19 protein-coding genes are annotated in these 14,740 nt (G+C 61.4%); 8 read left to right on the forward strand and 11 right to left on the reverse strand.

Annotated features, from left to right (window positions below; genetic code table 11):
- Positions 1-55 precede the first annotated feature (55 nt).
- Both IHQ71_RS25785 and IHQ71_RS25790 read right to left on the reverse strand, forming a co-directional pair.
- Positions 56-991, reverse strand: a complete 936-nt coding sequence (locus IHQ71_RS25785) for a DMT family transporter (protein WP_258159256.1) — start codon at positions 989-991, stop codon at positions 56-58.
- Between the two features lie 47 nt (positions 992-1,038).
- Positions 1,039-1,647 carry a TetR/AcrR family transcriptional regulator gene (locus tag IHQ71_RS25790; RefSeq protein ID WP_258159257.1) on the reverse strand — a complete coding sequence of 203 codons (609 nt, stop codon included), beginning with the start codon at positions 1,645-1,647 and terminating at the stop codon, positions 1,039-1,041.
- 217 nt (positions 1,648-1,864) lie between these two features.
- On the opposite strand from IHQ71_RS25790, the gene IHQ71_RS25795 reads away from it, so the two are divergent.
- From IHQ71_RS25795 to IHQ71_RS25805, 3 genes are read left to right on the forward strand one after another with little or no spacing between them, the layout of a single operon-like run.
- Complete coding sequence (locus IHQ71_RS25795) at positions 1,865-2,548, forward strand: glutathione S-transferase family protein (RefSeq protein ID WP_258162953.1); 684 nt, start codon at positions 1,865-1,867, stop codon at positions 2,546-2,548.
- Complete coding sequence (locus IHQ71_RS25800; RefSeq protein WP_258159258.1) at positions 2,545-2,889, forward strand: helix-turn-helix transcriptional regulator; 345 nt, start codon at positions 2,545-2,547, stop codon at positions 2,887-2,889. The genes IHQ71_RS25795 and IHQ71_RS25800 overlap by 4 nt, the downstream gene beginning before the upstream one ends.
- Positions 2,889-3,377 (forward strand): SRPBCC domain-containing protein, encoded by a 489-nt coding sequence (locus IHQ71_RS25805; RefSeq protein WP_258159259.1) that lies wholly within the window; start codon positions 2,889-2,891, stop codon positions 3,375-3,377. The genes IHQ71_RS25800 and IHQ71_RS25805 overlap by 1 nt, the downstream gene beginning before the upstream one ends.
- Positions 3,378-3,416: 39 nt before the next feature.
- Here IHQ71_RS25805 and IHQ71_RS25810 read toward each other — a convergent pair whose 3' ends face one another.
- The 5 genes from IHQ71_RS25810 to IHQ71_RS25830 all read right to left on the reverse strand — a co-directional run bounded on the left by IHQ71_RS25810 (position 3,417) and on the right by IHQ71_RS25830 (position 7,501).
- Positions 3,417-3,698, reverse strand: coding sequence for an HPr family phosphocarrier protein (locus IHQ71_RS25810; protein WP_258159260.1), 282 nt, complete (start codon positions 3,696-3,698; stop codon positions 3,417-3,419).
- 8 nt (positions 3,699-3,706) lie between these two features.
- Positions 3,707-4,108, reverse strand: a complete 402-nt coding sequence (locus IHQ71_RS25815) for a PTS sugar transporter subunit IIA (RefSeq protein WP_258159261.1) — start codon at positions 4,106-4,108, stop codon at positions 3,707-3,709.
- A 154-nt stretch (positions 4,109-4,262) separates the two neighbouring features.
- The gene (locus IHQ71_RS25820) at positions 4,263-4,721 is read right to left on the reverse strand and encodes an HPr kinase/phosphorylase (protein ID WP_258159262.1); all 459 of its coding nucleotides are present in this window, start codon (positions 4,719-4,721) and stop codon (positions 4,263-4,265) included.
- Between the two features lie 232 nt (positions 4,722-4,953).
- The gene (locus tag IHQ71_RS25825; protein ID WP_374989918.1) at positions 4,954-6,717 is read right to left on the reverse strand and encodes a stimulus-sensing domain-containing protein; all 1,764 of its coding nucleotides are present in this window, start codon (positions 6,715-6,717) and stop codon (positions 4,954-4,956) included.
- 49 nt (positions 6,718-6,766) lie between these two features.
- Positions 6,767-7,501, reverse strand: a complete 735-nt coding sequence (locus tag IHQ71_RS25830; protein ID WP_258159264.1) for a response regulator transcription factor — start codon at positions 7,499-7,501, stop codon at positions 6,767-6,769.
- A 319-nt stretch (positions 7,502-7,820) separates the two neighbouring features.
- Between IHQ71_RS25830 and IHQ71_RS25835 the strand changes: the two genes are divergently transcribed.
- From IHQ71_RS25835 to IHQ71_RS25850, 4 genes are all read left to right on the forward strand, one after another.
- Positions 7,821-9,431: a phosphoenolpyruvate carboxykinase gene (locus tag IHQ71_RS25835; RefSeq protein WP_258159265.1), complete on the forward strand. Its 1,611-nt coding sequence runs from the start codon at positions 7,821-7,823 to the stop codon at positions 9,429-9,431.
- A 157-nt stretch (positions 9,432-9,588) separates the two neighbouring features.
- Positions 9,589-10,023, forward strand: coding sequence for an alternative ribosome rescue aminoacyl-tRNA hydrolase ArfB (gene arfB / locus IHQ71_RS25840; protein ID WP_258159266.1), 435 nt, complete (start codon positions 9,589-9,591; stop codon positions 10,021-10,023).
- Positions 10,024-10,052: 29 nt separating this feature from the next.
- Positions 10,053-10,322 carry a BrnT family toxin gene (locus tag IHQ71_RS25845; RefSeq protein WP_258159267.1) on the forward strand — a complete coding sequence of 90 codons (270 nt, stop codon included), beginning with the start codon at positions 10,053-10,055 and terminating at the stop codon, positions 10,320-10,322.
- Positions 10,306-10,659 carry a DNA-binding transcriptional regulator gene (locus tag IHQ71_RS25850; protein WP_258159268.1) on the forward strand — a complete coding sequence of 118 codons (354 nt, stop codon included), beginning with the start codon at positions 10,306-10,308 and terminating at the stop codon, positions 10,657-10,659. Before IHQ71_RS25845 ends, IHQ71_RS25850 begins: the two co-directional genes overlap by 17 nt.
- Positions 10,660-10,671: 12 nt before the next feature.
- Here IHQ71_RS25850 and IHQ71_RS25855 read toward each other — a convergent pair whose 3' ends face one another.
- Positions 10,672-11,193, reverse strand: coding sequence for an SRPBCC family protein (locus IHQ71_RS25855; protein ID WP_258159269.1), 522 nt, complete (start codon positions 11,191-11,193; stop codon positions 10,672-10,674).
- An 819-nt stretch (positions 11,194-12,012) separates the two neighbouring features.
- Between IHQ71_RS25855 and IHQ71_RS25860 the strand changes: the two genes are divergently transcribed.
- The gene (locus tag IHQ71_RS25860) at positions 12,013-12,633 is read left to right on the forward strand and encodes an alpha-ketoglutarate-dependent dioxygenase AlkB (protein WP_258162954.1); all 621 of its coding nucleotides are present in this window, start codon (positions 12,013-12,015) and stop codon (positions 12,631-12,633) included.
- Here the strand turns inward: IHQ71_RS25860 and coaA are convergent.
- From coaA to hisF, 3 genes are read right to left on the reverse strand one after another with little or no spacing between them, the layout of a single operon-like run.
- Positions 12,620-13,615, reverse strand: a complete 996-nt coding sequence (gene coaA, locus IHQ71_RS25865; protein WP_258159270.1) for a type I pantothenate kinase — start codon at positions 13,613-13,615, stop codon at positions 12,620-12,622. The two genes, IHQ71_RS25860 and coaA, sit on opposite strands and share 14 nt — an antisense overlap.
- Positions 13,612-13,935: a phosphoribosyl-ATP diphosphatase gene (locus tag IHQ71_RS25870; protein ID WP_258159271.1), complete on the reverse strand. Its 324-nt coding sequence runs from the start codon at positions 13,933-13,935 to the stop codon at positions 13,612-13,614. The genes coaA and IHQ71_RS25870 overlap by 4 nt, the downstream gene beginning before the upstream one ends.
- Before the next feature lie 16 nt (positions 13,936-13,951).
- A complete protein-coding gene (gene hisF / locus IHQ71_RS25875) occupies positions 13,952-14,728 on the reverse strand; it encodes an imidazole glycerol phosphate synthase subunit HisF (RefSeq protein WP_258159272.1) in 777 nt (258 codons plus the stop codon).
- Positions 14,729-14,740 lie beyond the last annotated feature (12 nt).

The following is a 14,740-nucleotide window of genomic DNA, read 5'->3' on the forward strand; positions in this document are numbered from 1 at the left end:
AAAGGTTGAAATGTCCAACCCTAACGCCGTTCGCCTGCGCGGGCATTGCGCGGGATCAATTGCTCGATGCCACCGAGGGGCTCGCCTGCGACCTCGCCACGATGATTATCCCCGCCAGCGATACGACCAGTCCGGCGGCCATGACCCAGGACAGCGGCTCGTCGAACATGATCCAGGCCCAGATCATCGTCACCGGCGGGCTGAGATAGAGGATCGCGGTTACGCGCGCGGCGGAGGACTTGCGCAACGCGAGATAATAGAGGCTCCACGCGCCGAAGGTCGCGACGAAGACAAGCCACAGGATACCGCCGATGAAGCCCGTATCGAGCGCTGGCAGCACTCCGCCCTCGTGCCAGGCCAAGACCGCGAAGATCGCCGAGGCCGAGAGGCACTGAATGCAGAGGCTCTGGTGCACGGGCATGGCGCCGGCCGGGCTGCGCTTTTGCAGCAGCGTCGCCATCGCAAGCGACAAGGTTCCGAGCACCGGCAGGCCATAGGCCCAGAGCGGCACGTCGCCTATGCTCAAGGCCGAACCGGACGCGATCAGGACGCCGGCAAAACCGACGAAGGAACCGAGCCACTGGCGGCCGGTCAGCGCCTGGCCGAGAACAGGCCATGAAAGCAGCGCGACGGCCAGCGGCAGCATGTCGGTAATAAGCGCCACCAGTCCCGTCGGTACGCCGCGACCAATAGCCATCGCGAATCCCGCCAGGTAACCGGCCATCGCCAATGCACCGAACAGGATCTGCGGCAGCACATTCTTCCAGCGCAGTTTCGGCCCCATCGTCAGGGCAAAGGGCGATAACAGCAGTCCTGAAACCAGGCTGCGCCAGAGCAGGATGAGGAAGATCGGCGCGTGATCTGTGGCGAAGCGTACCCCGACGAAGCCGGCACTCCAGGTTATCACAAGAGCCGCTTCGACAATGATCACAAGGGCGAGCGCGAGCAGGCCATTCCTTGCAGGAGACGGGACGTCGGCAATGTCACTCATGGATGGAGCGTCCTGGATATTATGATGCCGGATGAGGCTTCAGGGGATCAATGCTCGTCCCGCTGCGCAGGCGAATTCGACGCCGCAAATTGCTCCAACAGCGACACTGCCATCTTGCGCGCGCTCTTCAGCCGCCCGTCATGTCCGTCGAGACCAGCGCGCGCCATCGCACCTTCGAGCAGGAAGGACAGATGTTCCGCGACGTCGTCGGCGGTCGTGGAATCGGGCGCGATGTCACCCAGATACTCCCGAAACAGCCGCTCGACTTCGTCCTTCTGGAAAGCGACCGTTGCCCGGCCCGGGTCGCCGACCGGCAGTTCGGCCGCCGCGTTCAGCAAGCCGCAGCCGCGAAACCCCCATCCATAGGCAAGATGGGCATGATCGACATAGGAGTCGAAGACGGCGAGAACCCGCTCTGCCGGTGTCTTTGCCCGCTCTAGCCGCGCTGCCAGCACCGCCTGCCATTCCGCCACGCGGTTTTCCAGATAGAACTTCACTAGGTCCGCTTTGGAGGAAAAGTTATTGTACAGGCTCATCCGAGCGACGCCGGCGCGCGCAGTGATCGTGTCGATACCCGTAGCGGCGACACCATCCGTATAAAACAGTTCAGCCGCTGCCTTCAGCAGGCGTTCCTTCGCAGGCACTCGATCGATCACGGTTCTCTCCAAAGTGTTAGATAGACCGATCTACCTAATTGTGAAACTTGTCAAGAGTGCTGATGGCAGTGAGCATGTCGATCTTTCACACTACCGGCAGAACCAGTCGATGAAGGCGGCGGGGAAGCACTAAGACACTTTCCGTATCAGGAAAGTATCTTGCCACGACAATCGGGTTGCGCTAATGGTTTCCAAGAATGGAAACTATGAGGACGCCATGTCGCTGACGCTTTACATCCATCCGCTCGCTTCGTTTTGCCATAAGGTACTGATTGCGCTTTATGAAAATGAAACGGAGTTCGACACCGAGATCGTCGATTTCGCCGATCTGGGTTCCACGGCCGCCCTTCTCGACAAGTGGCCGGTCGGCAAGATTCCGGTCCTGCACGATAGCAAGGCCGGACAAACCGTACCCGAGACGAGCATCATCATCGAATACCTGCAGTCGAACTACCCGGGCGCAATCAGGTTGTTGCCGGCCGATCCAAAAGCGCGACTAGACGTCCGGCTGTGGGACCGGTTCTATGACCTCTATGTCAGCGTGCCGGTGCAGAAGATCGTGACGGACAGGATCAGACCCGCGCATGCCAACGATCCGCACGGTGTCGCTGAGGCAAGGTCGACGCTCGATCGGGCTTATGGCATGATCGACGCCCATCTCCGGTCCAGGCGGTGGGCAACGGGCGAGGATTTCACCATGGCGGATTGCGCCGCTTTGCCAGCCCTCTTCTTTGCGTCTATCGTGCATCCGTTCCCCGGTGATCGGGAGCATCTCAAGGCCTATCTGCAACGGCTGCTCGATCGGCCATCGGTGCAGCGGGTCATCGCGGAAGCGCGGCCATATTTCTCGATGTTCCCCTATCGGGACGCGATGCCTGAACACTATCTGGGAATCTCATGAACGGCACATCGCCATCCATTTCATTCGACCGAATGTTCCAGGCCTTGGCGGACCCGAACCGGCGAGGATTTGTCGAACATCTCGCGCGCAAGCCGGCATCCGTAAAGGAACTGGCTGCGTCCGCCGATGTCGGCTTGCCCGCGGTTCTCAAGCACCTGCGAATTCTGGAGGATGGCGGCCTTGTCATATCGGAGAAGGCAGGACGGGTCCGGACCTATCGTATGCAGAAGGATGCCTTCGCCGCGATCAACGCGTGGATCGACCAGAGGCAGGCGGCGATGAACCTCGCCTTCGATCGTCTCGTCTCGTTGATGGCCGAATTGCCTGAAGAGGAAGAATAATGGGTGTGAACGTCAACCATCGAACCTTTGTCATCGAGCGTGAACTGCCGGGCCGTCCAACCCATGCCTTTCGCTTCTGGTCGGTCCACGCGCTCAAGCGCCGCTGGACCTCCTGCCATCCCGACTGGGAGGTGATCGACGACCGCATGGATTTCAGGGAAGACGGCAGCGAACGGATGATTTGGCGCATGCCCGATGGCACCGAGCAAAGCATGCTGGCGCATTATCTCGAAATCGCTGCCCCCGAACGGATCGTCTACGCCTATGCGATGCACACGGACGGCAAGTGCATCTCCTCGTCACTGGTGACCGTGGAACTGATTGGAGATGGGGCGAAAACGCGCATGACCTACACCGAGCAAGCCGTTTTCGGCGACGCCCGCGATGGCGACATACGTCAAAGCGGTACCGGCAGCGGCTTCGAGCGGCTTCGCGAGGTATTGATGGCGACACAGGAAGCGCCGGACGAATCATTGCTTCCGTCGTGACCGGCGGTCAGTGACACTCTGATCAGGGTTGATGTGTGCCTACGCTTCTTCGCCGAACTTATCGGCAATCAGCGCCTCGATCGTGTTCAGCGCCTCGGCTGCCTGTGCGCCCGATGCCGTCACCATGATGGTCGAACCGGGCGCCGCCGCCAGCATCATCAAGCCCATGATCGAGGTGCCGCCCACCGTCATTCCGTCCTTGGAGACGTGGATTTCCGCGTCGAACAGTTCGACCGTCTGGACGAACTTCGCGGAGGCGCGGGCATGCAGGCCCCTTTTGTTGATGATCAGGATTTCCCGCTCGAGCCCGCTATCCGCCATGAAGGTCCTTATTTTCCGGAGAGCACCCGGCTTGCGACATAGATATATTTGCGGCCGGCTTCGGAGGCTTCGACAAGCGCCTTCTGCATGTTGTTCTCGCCGCGCACGCCGGCGAGCTTGATCAGCATCGGCAGGTTCATGCCGGCGATCACTTCGGTATTGCCGCGCGACATGACCGAGATCGAGAGATTGGACGGCGTGCCGCCGAACATGTCGGTGAGAATGATCACGCCATTGCCGTCATCGGCGGCGGCGACGGCGTCCACGATGTCCTGGCGGCGGTTGTCCATGTCGTCATCGGGGCCGATGGAGATCGTGCCGATCGCCTTCTGCGGACCCACCACATGTTCAAGAGCGGAACGGAACTCATCCGCCAGATGTCCATGTGTGACAAGCACCAGTCCGATCATGCTTTATAGAGCTCCGGTTTCGGTTTTTTATCGTTGTGGGCGGTGCTGATAGCGAGTTTGAACTGTCTCGTCCACTGTGTGGGCGGCCATCATGGCGATGAAACCCGGAAGTTCAAGTCAAAAATGCGCCCTTTGTAACGATTCGTTCACCACCTCAGCCCGGTATGTTGCCCGGAAAGCCCGGCAGCAGCGCCGCAAGCCAGGGAAAGGGATCGCGCACCCGCCGGTCCAGCATGATCAGCGGCAGATCGATCCCCTGGTCGGCTTTCCAGCGTTGATTCTCTGCGGGAATCCTGTTGTCGGCATGCACCTCGATCAGCCGGATCGCATAGTGGAGCCGCGCTTCCGCCACGAATTCGACCCTCCCGATGCCGCTGCCCCTCAACTCGATCATCCCCGCTATCGACGGTGGGCAGAAGCCGGTCACATCTCCGTTAACCGCCTCAAGGAAAACCTGATCGTCGCTCAGAAGCGCGGCAAAATGTCCCGCGATTCGGGCGCTGAACATGGTCTGCAGCGCCAGTGACGATTTTCCCGAACCGACCGGGCCGGTAAAGATCACGCCGGTCTCGCCCACGACGATAGCCGTGCCGTGTGCCAGAACGCGGGTCATAGCGAAGTAGCCTGGGTGGCTGAGTGTGGAATGGCGGCGGCGCAACTGGCTCCCGCTTCTCCCCTTGGGGAGAAGATGCCCGAAGGGCAGATGAGGGGTTGCGCGAAGCGCCGGCGACTGGATGAGAACCCCTCATCCGGCGCTTTGCGCCAGCTTCTCCCCAAGGGGAGAAGCGGGAGCAAGCTCTTCGCCCACCACACACCTAACTGTGGTTGTCCTGCCAACACCCTCGTCACGATTGCCCCTTTTCCGGCAACACCAGTGTAAACCGCGCACCCTTGCGCTCGCCATCCGGCCCAAGCACGTTCACCGCATCGAGCGAACCGCCATGCGCTTCCGCGATCTGCCGGCTGATCGACAGGCCGAGGCCGGAATTCTGGCCGAAATCCTCGATTCCCGGCCGGTCGGTATAGAAGCGCTCGAAAATCCGGTCGATATTCTCGGCCTCGATGCCCGGACCGTTGTCCTCGATCTCGACCACGCAATTGCCGCCGCTCTTATGGAGCTTCACCGCGATCTTGCCGCCATCCGCCGAGACGAAGGAGCGGGCATTCTCGATCAGGTTGCTGATGATCTGGCCGATGCGCGATTCGTGGCCCACCACCTTGAAGCCACCCTTGCCCACCGCCTTGCGATCCGCTTCGAAGGTGACGGTCACGGTCTTGCCGCGCGCGCGTATCTCGCTCGAAATCTCGCAGAGCCCGGCCAGCAGCTTTTCGAGATCGACCGGCCGCGAATCGGCGCGCGCCAGTTCCGCGTCGAGCCGCGAGGCATCGGAAATGTCGGAGATCAGCCGGTCGAGCCGTCGCACGTCGTGCTGGATCACGTCCATCAGCCGCTTCTTGGATTCCTCCGTTTTGGCGAGCGGCAGCGTCTCCACCGCACTTCTCAAAGAGGTCAGCGGGTTCTTCAGCTCGTGGCTGACATCCGCCGCAAAGCTCTCGATCGCGGCGATCCGGTCGTAGAGCGCATTGGTCATCTCGCGGATCGCCGAGGACAGGTTGCCGATCTCGTCCTGGCGGAAGGAGAAATCCGGGATTTCCTCGCGGTTCTTCACGCCGCGCCGGACCCGGATCGCGGCCGCCGAGAGCCGCCGCAGCGGGTTGGCGATGGTGGACGACAGCAGCAGCGACAGGATCACCGTCACCATGGTCGCCACGCCGAACACCCGCATGATCGCCAGCCGCTCGGCATGCACGATCTGGTCGATGTCGCCGGCCTGGGTCGAAAGCAACAGCACGCCGACTACGGCGCGGAACCGCTGTACGGGTACGGCGACCGAAACGATCAACTCGCCCTTCTCCGTCACCCGCACCACCGCGCCGCGCACACCGGTCAGCGCGTTCTTCACCTCGGGATAGATCAACCCGTCGCCGCCGGGGCTCTCCTTGTAGACCGGCAGGTTGGATGGCTGCAGCAGCCGGTTGAAGATGCCGGAAATCCTCTCCGACCACGAAATCGATTCGTTATCGACCGGCGGCAGGTCGAAGCGCAGCACCTGGCCGCGGGCATAGAGGAAGCGTGAATCGAGGATCAGGTTGGCGTCTGGATCGAAGATGCGCGCCCGCGTATGGGTCGGCGAGATCAGCCGCCTGAGCACCGGGGCCACCTTTTCCGGATCGATCGGGAATTCGAGGTCCTCGTCGTTCGGCACCGGCGTGATCGACTGGCCGGCCTGCAGTTCCAGCAGCTTCTCGGGGTCGATGGTGATCGAATTGGTATCGATGGAAGCCGAGGCGGAGACGGCGGACGCGATGATCTCGCCCTGGGTCAGCAGGCTCTCGACCTTGGCATCGATCAGCCCCTCGCGGAACTGGTTGAGATACATGATGCCGCCGACCAGCACGACGAGCGCGACGAGATTAAAGAACAGGATTTGCCGCGTCAGGCTGGAAAAGACCGCATGGCCGAGAATGCGCCGGATGAACAGGAACGGCCGCGACCAACGGCTCCGCCGCCGCGTTCGTACCCTCGGCGTCGTCCTTACTTCTTTCACCAGCTCTGCATCTGCAACAGCCATTAATATCCCGCCGGGCGCTCCCGTGTCAGGCGCCGGGGCCTTCGCGGAACCGGTAGCCGACGCCATAGAGTGTTTCGATCATGTCGAAATCATTATCCGCCATTTTGAACTTCTTGCGAAGGCGCTTGATGTGGCTGTCGATCGTCCGGTCGTCAACATAAACCTGCTCGTCATAGGCCGCATCCATCAGCGCGTCGCGGCTCTTGACCACGCCGGGGCGCAGCGCCAGCGCATGAAGAATAAGAAACTCGGTCACCGTCAGCGTCACCGGCAGTCCCTTCCAGGTGCAGGTATGCCGTTCCTGGTCCATGACCAGCTGGCCGCGTTCGAGCGATTTGGATTGCACCGTACCCGGCTTGGCCGCCACGGCACCGGGCGTCGCGCCCGCCTCGCGGTTCGCGGCACCCCGGCGCAGCACTGCCTTCACCCGCTCCACCAGCAGGCGCTGGGAGAATGGCTTGGTGATGAAATCGTCGGCGCCCATCTTGAGCCCGAACAACTGGTCGATCTCCTCGTCCTTGGAGGTCAGGAAGATCACCGGCAGGTCTGATTTCTGGCGCAGGCGCCGCAACAGCTCCATGCCGTCCATGCGCGGCATCTTGATGTCGAAGATCGCGAGCTGCGGCGGCCGCTGCAGCAGACCGTCGAGCGCAGATGCACCGTCCGTATAGGTCTCCACCTTGTAACCCTCCGCTTCGAGCGCGATGGATACTGAAGTGAGAATATTACGGTCGTCGTCCACGAGGGCGATTGTCAGCATGAGGTTCTCCGGAAAGCCTTGTCTGTTATCCGTGCCTGGCACGGTGCGACGCAGTTCATGAGTATAAAGGTGGAACAAATTGTGGCAAAGAGCCCTTAGGTTGTTTTTTAACCCCTGTGCCGTGACGGGACGCCGCGTCCGGAATCGGCATTCCGCCAGCGGATTTCAAACGATTTAAAAAATAGGACTTTTGTTTAAATCGATTAATACATTGATAGCATTGATATATTCGCATCTTCCCCACTTGTTTTTTTAAAATGTCTATGCCTTAGCTTCTGATGTCGAACACAGGCTGACCTCATCTCGAAAGGATAGAGCCATGGAAGAACTCGGAATGACGAACCCGGAAAATCGGTTGGAAGCGTTTGGTTTCGAAGGCCTCGTTTCCGTTCGTTATAACTATTCCGAGCCGTATCTCTATGAGGACGCCATCCGCAACGGCGAGGCCGTGGTTACCGCCCAGGGCGCACTCCGGGCACTTACCGGCCAGCATACCGGCCGTTCACCAAAGGACAAGCACGTCGTCCGTGACGCCAATACCGAGCCGCATATCTGGTGGGAAAACACCCGCGAAATGTCGCCCGCGCACTTCGCCGTGCTCAAGGCCGATATGCTGGCTCATGCCAAGGGCAAGTCGCTCTATGTGCAGGATCTCGTCGGCGGCGCCGACCGCGCCAATGCGCTGCCCACCCGCGTGGTCACCGAACTCGCCTGGCATTCGCTGTTCATCCGCAACCTGCTGATCCGGCCGAAACGCGAAGACCTCGAAACCTTCGTGCCCCAACTCACGATCATCGACCTGCCGGATTTCAAGGCCGATCCCGCCCGCCACGGCACACGCAGCGAAACCGTGATCGCCTGCGATTTCACCAATGGCGTGGTGCTGATCGGCGGCACCTCCTATGCCGGCGAAATGAAGAAATCGGTCTTCACCGCGCTCAATTACCTGCTGCCGGCCAAGGGCGTCATGCCGATGCATTGCTCGGCCAACACGGGCCCGGATGGCGATACCGCCATCTTCTTCGGCCTGTCGGGTACCGGCAAGACCACGCTGTCGGCCGACCCGAACCGCACCCTGATCGGCGATGACGAGCATGGCTGGGGAGAGGACGGCGTCTTCAATTTCGAAGGCGGCTGCTATGCCAAGACCATCAAGCTCTCGGCCGAGTCCGAACCCGAGATCTTCGCCACCACCCAGCGTTTCGGCACCGTGCTCGAAAACGTGGTGCTCGACGACAACCGCGTTCCCGATTTCAACGACAACTCGCTGACGGAGAACACCCGCGCCGCCTATCCCCTGCATTTCATCCCAAATGCGTCGGAGACCGGCCTCGGCAACCATCCCCGCACCATCATCATGCTGACGGCGGATGCCTTCGGCGTCATGCCGCCGATCGCGCGGCTGACACCCGACCAGGCGATGTATCACTTCCTCTCGGGCTACACGGCCAAGGTCGCCGGCACTGAAAAAGGCGTCACCGAGCCGGAAGCAACCTTCTCGACCTGCTTCGGCGCACCGTTCATGCCGCGTCACCCCTCCGAATACGGCAACCTGCTCAAGGACCTGATCGCCCGTCACGGCGTTTCCTGCTGGCTGGTCAATACCGGCTGGACCGGCGGCGCCTATGGCACCGGCCGCCGCATGCCGATCAAGGAGACGCGCGCTCTGCTGACCGCCGCACTATCCGGCAAGCTCCACAACGCCGTTTTCCGCCGCGATGCTTATTTCGGCTTCGAGGTTCCGGTCGCCGTCGAGGGCGTGTCGACCAAGATCCTCGATCCGCGCTCGACCTGGATCAATGGCGGCGCCTATGATGGCCAGGCCCAGAAGCTGGTCGATATGTTCGTCGCCAACTTCGCCAAGTTCGAACGCCATGTCGAAGGCTCGGTCCGCGACGCCGCCCCCGGCATCCGCATGGCTGCGGAGTAAGCGGATGGATTCACGTGAAACCGTGATGCACCACAGAGACATTTGAGAGAGAAGGGGCGGCCCACCAGCCGCCCTTTTCAGTTCAAACGGCTGGCGAAATCGCCGCGCCCATGGCATGCAGGCTCGGGAGCGCTGACGCGCCCCTGGAGAGACAACCATGCCGGCAGACACACTCTATATCGACGACGCCATCACGATTGCGGGCTGGGAGATGACCGAAAGCTTCGTGCTTGCGTCCGGTCCCGGCGGCCAGAATGTCAACAAGGTCGCGACGGCGGTCGAACTCCGCATCGACATCATGAACTCTCCGTCCCTGCCGGAACGGGTCAAGCAGAATGCCCGCCGCGTCTTCGGCCGCAAGCTCTCGAAGGACGGCGTCGCCATCGTCTTCTCCGATCGCTTCCGCTCGCAGGACCGCAACCGCGAAGACGCGCGCGAACGCCTCAAGGAACTCATCCTTCAAGCAAACGAGCCACCCCCTCCACCCCGCCGCAAGACCCGCCCGACCAAGGGCTCCATCGAACGCCGCCTCAAGGCGAAAGCTGGTCGCGGCGAGATCAAGAAGGCGAGGGGGAAGGTGGATGACGAGTGAAGTACTGGTAACCCGTATGGGGGCGTGGTATGTTTGACTGGGATGAAGAGAAGCGGAATGCGAACATCCGCAAACACGGCATCGATTTTATCGCTGCAAAACAAGTCTTTGACGATTTGTTCGGCGTCGATGACGAAGAGCGCTCGATGGATTACGGGGAGATGCGGCGAAAAGTAATCGGCCACTCTGCTGGCGAGCTACTGTCCGTTGTCTACACACTGCGTGGTGATATCATCCGGATTGTCTCGGCCAGACGGGCATCGAAGAGCGAAAGGCGAATTTATGAAGATTCGATCTGACATGATCGACCGAACCGACTGGCAGCGCGTCAAGGCAATGTCTGACGAAGAGGTGGAGGCAAATGCCCGTTCGGATATTGACAATCCTCCATCGCCCCATGGGGCGGTGCCGCAAGGCCGCATGGCGCGCGCACAGGTCATTCGTCGTGCTCTGCACCTCACCCAGGAAGAATTCTCCGCTCGCTACCACATCCCCCTCGGCACGCTCCGCGATTGGGAGCAGCACCGCGCCGAGCCCGACCAGGCAGCCCGCGCCTACCTCAAGGTCATCGCCAAGGACCCCGACTTCGTGGCCACGGCACTGGCGGATGGCAAGCCTGCGGCGGCTGCCGAATAACCACCGGACGCTTCATTCTTGCGGACGGCGGACGTCCGCTGTGGGCGCTTGGGCCTCCACATTCAACACGCGCCGCCGCGCCAGATGCGCCACAAGCCCCTGCCTTCCGCGCTCCATGACCTGATTGTGGTTCCACGCGAAGACCGGCCGCAGAAGAAAGGCCAGCTTGACCATCCATGGTTTCGTCACCTCCACGATCCAGTCGTAGCGGACGGTCGTGCGGCCGCCCTGCGCGGCGATCGTCCAGCGGCCGATGCCGTCGAGCTCGCCCTTCGCGCGCGCCTCGATCAGCGTCAAGGGCTCGACACGGGTGGTCGTCGTCTCGAACACGATGTCATAGGGCAGCGCGGTCGACCAGGTCATGCGCCGCACAGCGCCGATCCCGTCTGCGTCGCCGGGATCGAGAAGCTCGACGCGCTTCACTGTCGGCCACCAGTCCGGCCAGTTCGCCGGCGCGACCAGCACCCGCCAGACCTCTTCGTCGGACGCATCGAGCACCCATTCCGTGACGAGGTGAAACTGCGTCGATGCCATGGCCATCCCCCGCTTCAGGGCGCTCCTCAGCGGCCCGGGAGCGCCGGGCACGCTTGTGGCAATACGATACGCCGTCGAATAGCGGGTGCAACATGTTTCGCCGGCGTGTGGCACCCTGCCTCTCCCCTTGTGGGAGAGGATATGCAGGCCGGGTGAACGCAGTGAACCCTTGGCCGAAGTTGGTGAGGGGTGATTCCTTGGGTCATTTTCTTGTCAACCAAATCAACATCTTATCACCCAAGATAGGAAAAAATTCCTCTTCCATCTTCCCAAATCCCCAACTCCATGCCATACTCCCTGCCGTTCCGTATCGGCTACACCTTGAGGCGTCAGGGCGAGGCGGAACCGGTGACCGGTGTGGAGAAGCGACGTAGGTCTCCATGCAGGGCGTCCGCGAGAAGGGCCAGTCCTCTGGGGACGGCGGCCGAAAGGCTGAGTTTCGCCCCGGACGTGCGCTGTAGCGCACACATGATCGTTCCCCAAGGCTCCTCAAAGGCTGCGGGACAACGGGGGCAGTGCTGGCGAGTTCGGGGATGGAGACACCGTTTGACGGGGCACGGCAACGTGTCTTAACGGCCGCGAAAGCGGTCATATAACCCGGCACGGAGACGTGCCCCGGCCGATCTCTCATGCGCAAGCGGGAAGATCGGGAGACGTGCATGGTCAAGCCACGGGGCGAAAGGCTCGCGTGAAGGAAGGGGTATGTCTGGTGAATGACGGTGAAGATCACAGCGGGTACGATTGCAAAGAAAACCGGGTTGCGGACAGCCTGTGCGTGCCACAAAATCCAGCTTCGCCAAGAATTTCAGGCACGATCCGATGACCCAAACGCTTCCACCCGGCATCCGCCATCTCCCTCTCTATCTCGATCGTCCGGCGCAGGAACGGCTGCTCGAAGCCGTCCGCGTCATCGTCGCCGAGGCGCCGCTCTATACGCCCGCCATGCCGAAGACGGGCAAGGAAATGTCCGTGCGCATGACCAATTGCGGTGCGCTCGGCTGGGTCACCGACAAGGAACGCGGCTACCGCTACCAGCCGACGCATCCGGTGACGAACAAGCCGTGGCCTGATATTCCCGATATGCTGCTCGAGATCTGGCGCGACACGGCGGGCACCGACATTGAGCCCGAGGCCTGCCTGGTCAACTATTATGATTCCAATGCGAAAATGGGCCTGCACCAGGATCGCGACGAACAGGAATTTGCCGCACCCGTCCTCTCGATCTCGCTCGGCGACGATTGCCTGTTCCGCGTCGGCGGGCTGAAGCGCAATGACCCGACCACATCTCTCCGGCTGCGGAGCGGCGATGTCGTGGTGATCGGCGGCGAAAACCGACTCGCCTTCCATGGTGTCGACCGGATCTATGCCGGCACGTCGATGCTTCTGAAGCGAGAGGGCCGGATCAACCTGACAATGCGAAGGGTGACTAAAGCTTCCTGAGCGACACCTGCTCGACCAGATGGTTCTCACCCTTCTTGAGGATGAGGTCGGCGCGCGGCCGGGTCGGCAATATGTTGCGGTGCAGGTTCTTCAGGTTGATGTTCTTCCAGAGATATTCCGCCCGCTCCAGCGCCGCCTCGTCGGTGATCTCCGAATAGCGGTGGAAGTAGGATTGCGGATTGACGAAGGCGGTCTTCCTGAGCCGCATGAAGCGATCGACATACCAGCGGTGGATCATCTTCTCCTCGGCATCGATATAGATCGAGAAGTCGAAGAAATCCGACACCATCGGCACGATCTTGCCATCCGCCGGCAAATCCCGCGATTGCAGCACGTTGATGCCCTCAAAGATCAGGATATCTGGATGATCGACGACCTGGAACTTGTCGGGGAGCACGTCATAGGTCATGTGCGAATAGAGCGGTGCCGGAACCTTCGCTTGGCCCGCCTTGATCGCCGAGAGGAATTTCAAGAGCGACGGCATGTTGTAGCTCTCGGGAAAGCCCTTGCGCTCCATCAGCACGTTTTCTTCGAGATAGCTGTTGGGATGCAGGAAGCCGTCCGTGGTCACCAGATCGACCTTAGGGCTCGACGGCCAGCGCGACAGGAGCTCTTTCAAGATACGCGCGGTGGTCGACTTCCCCACTGCGACCGATCCGGCGATGCCGATGATGAACGGCGTCTTCTGGTCATTGGCGAGATTGAGGAAACGCTTGCGCTGGGCAAACAGGATCTGCGACGATTCGACATGTGCCGAGAGCAGACGTGACAGCGAGAGATAAATGCGCCGCACCTCGTCGAGATCGATCGGGTCGTTGAGCGAGCGGAGCCGCTTGACCTCGTCGGCCGTCAGCGTCAGCGGCGTATCGGCCCGGAACTTCGCCCATTCCTCGGCGGTAAAGAATTTATACGGCGAGTAGTCGGCATCCCTGAGATGATCGAGCGCCACGCCGTCCGGGCTGATGCGCAATTCACGGTTCATGCGTCTGTCCTCGCGGCCTTCTCGGCAATGCCTGATTTTGTCGTGCGCCGTTCGAGTTCGGTCATGACATTGGCAAGCGGAATGCCGGCGATCTTCAGCACCACGAGCAGATGGAACATCAGGTCGGCCGCTTCATATGTGAGATTTTCGCGATCATCGGCGATCGCCGCGATCACCGTCTCGACCGCCTCCTCGCCGAGCTTCTTGGCGGCCTTCTTCTGGCCACCTGCGATCAGCTTCGCGGTCCAGGATTCCTCGGGCGAGGCTTCCGCGCGTGAAGCCACGATCCTCTCGAGATCGGCAAGCGTAAAGTCGCTCATCCGCTATTCCTTCAACTCAATCGAGCCGCATGGCGACGCCATGCTCTGCCATATAACGCTTTGCCTGGCCCACCGTATAGGTGCCGAAATGGAAAATGGAGGCCGCCAGCACCGCCGTCGCATGCCCGTCCCGGATCCCTTCGACCATGTGGTCCAGCGTGCCGACGCCACCCGAGGCAATCACCGGCACCGGCACGGCGTCCGCGATGGCCCGCGTCAGCGCGATATCGTAGCCGCTCTTCTGTCCGTCCTGGTCCATCGAGGTCACCAGCAATTCGCCCGCGCCGCGATTGACCATGGCCCGCGCGAATTCCACCGCGTCGAGCCCGGTCGGATTGCGTCCGCCATGGGTAAAGATTTCCCAGCGGGGATTCTGGCCGTCGGCCGAAACCTTCTTGCAGTCGAGCGAGACGACGATGCATTGGTTGCCGAACTTGTCGGCCGCGGCCGCGACGAAATCCGGGTCCTTCACCGCCGCCGAATTGATTGACACCTTGTCAGCGCCGCAGAGCAGCAGCTTGCGGATATCGGCCAGCGCCCGGACGCCGCCGCCCACCGTCACCGGCATGAAGCACTGTTCGGCGGTGCGCGCCACGACGTCGAAGATCGTCTCGCGATTGTCGGAGGAAGCGGTGATGTCGAGGAAGCAGAGCTCGTCGGCGCCCGCCGCGTCATAGGCTATCGCCGTCTCGACCGGATCGCCGGCATCGACCAGATCGACGAAGGAGACGCCCTTGACGACACGGCCGTCCTTGACATCGAGACAGGGGATTACCCGGGCCTTGAGAGTCAAATTTTGTCCTCA

It is taken from the genome of Rhizobium sp. TH2, assembly GCF_024707525.1.
Taxonomy (GTDB): domain Bacteria; phylum Pseudomonadota; class Alphaproteobacteria; order Rhizobiales; family Rhizobiaceae; genus Rhizobium_E.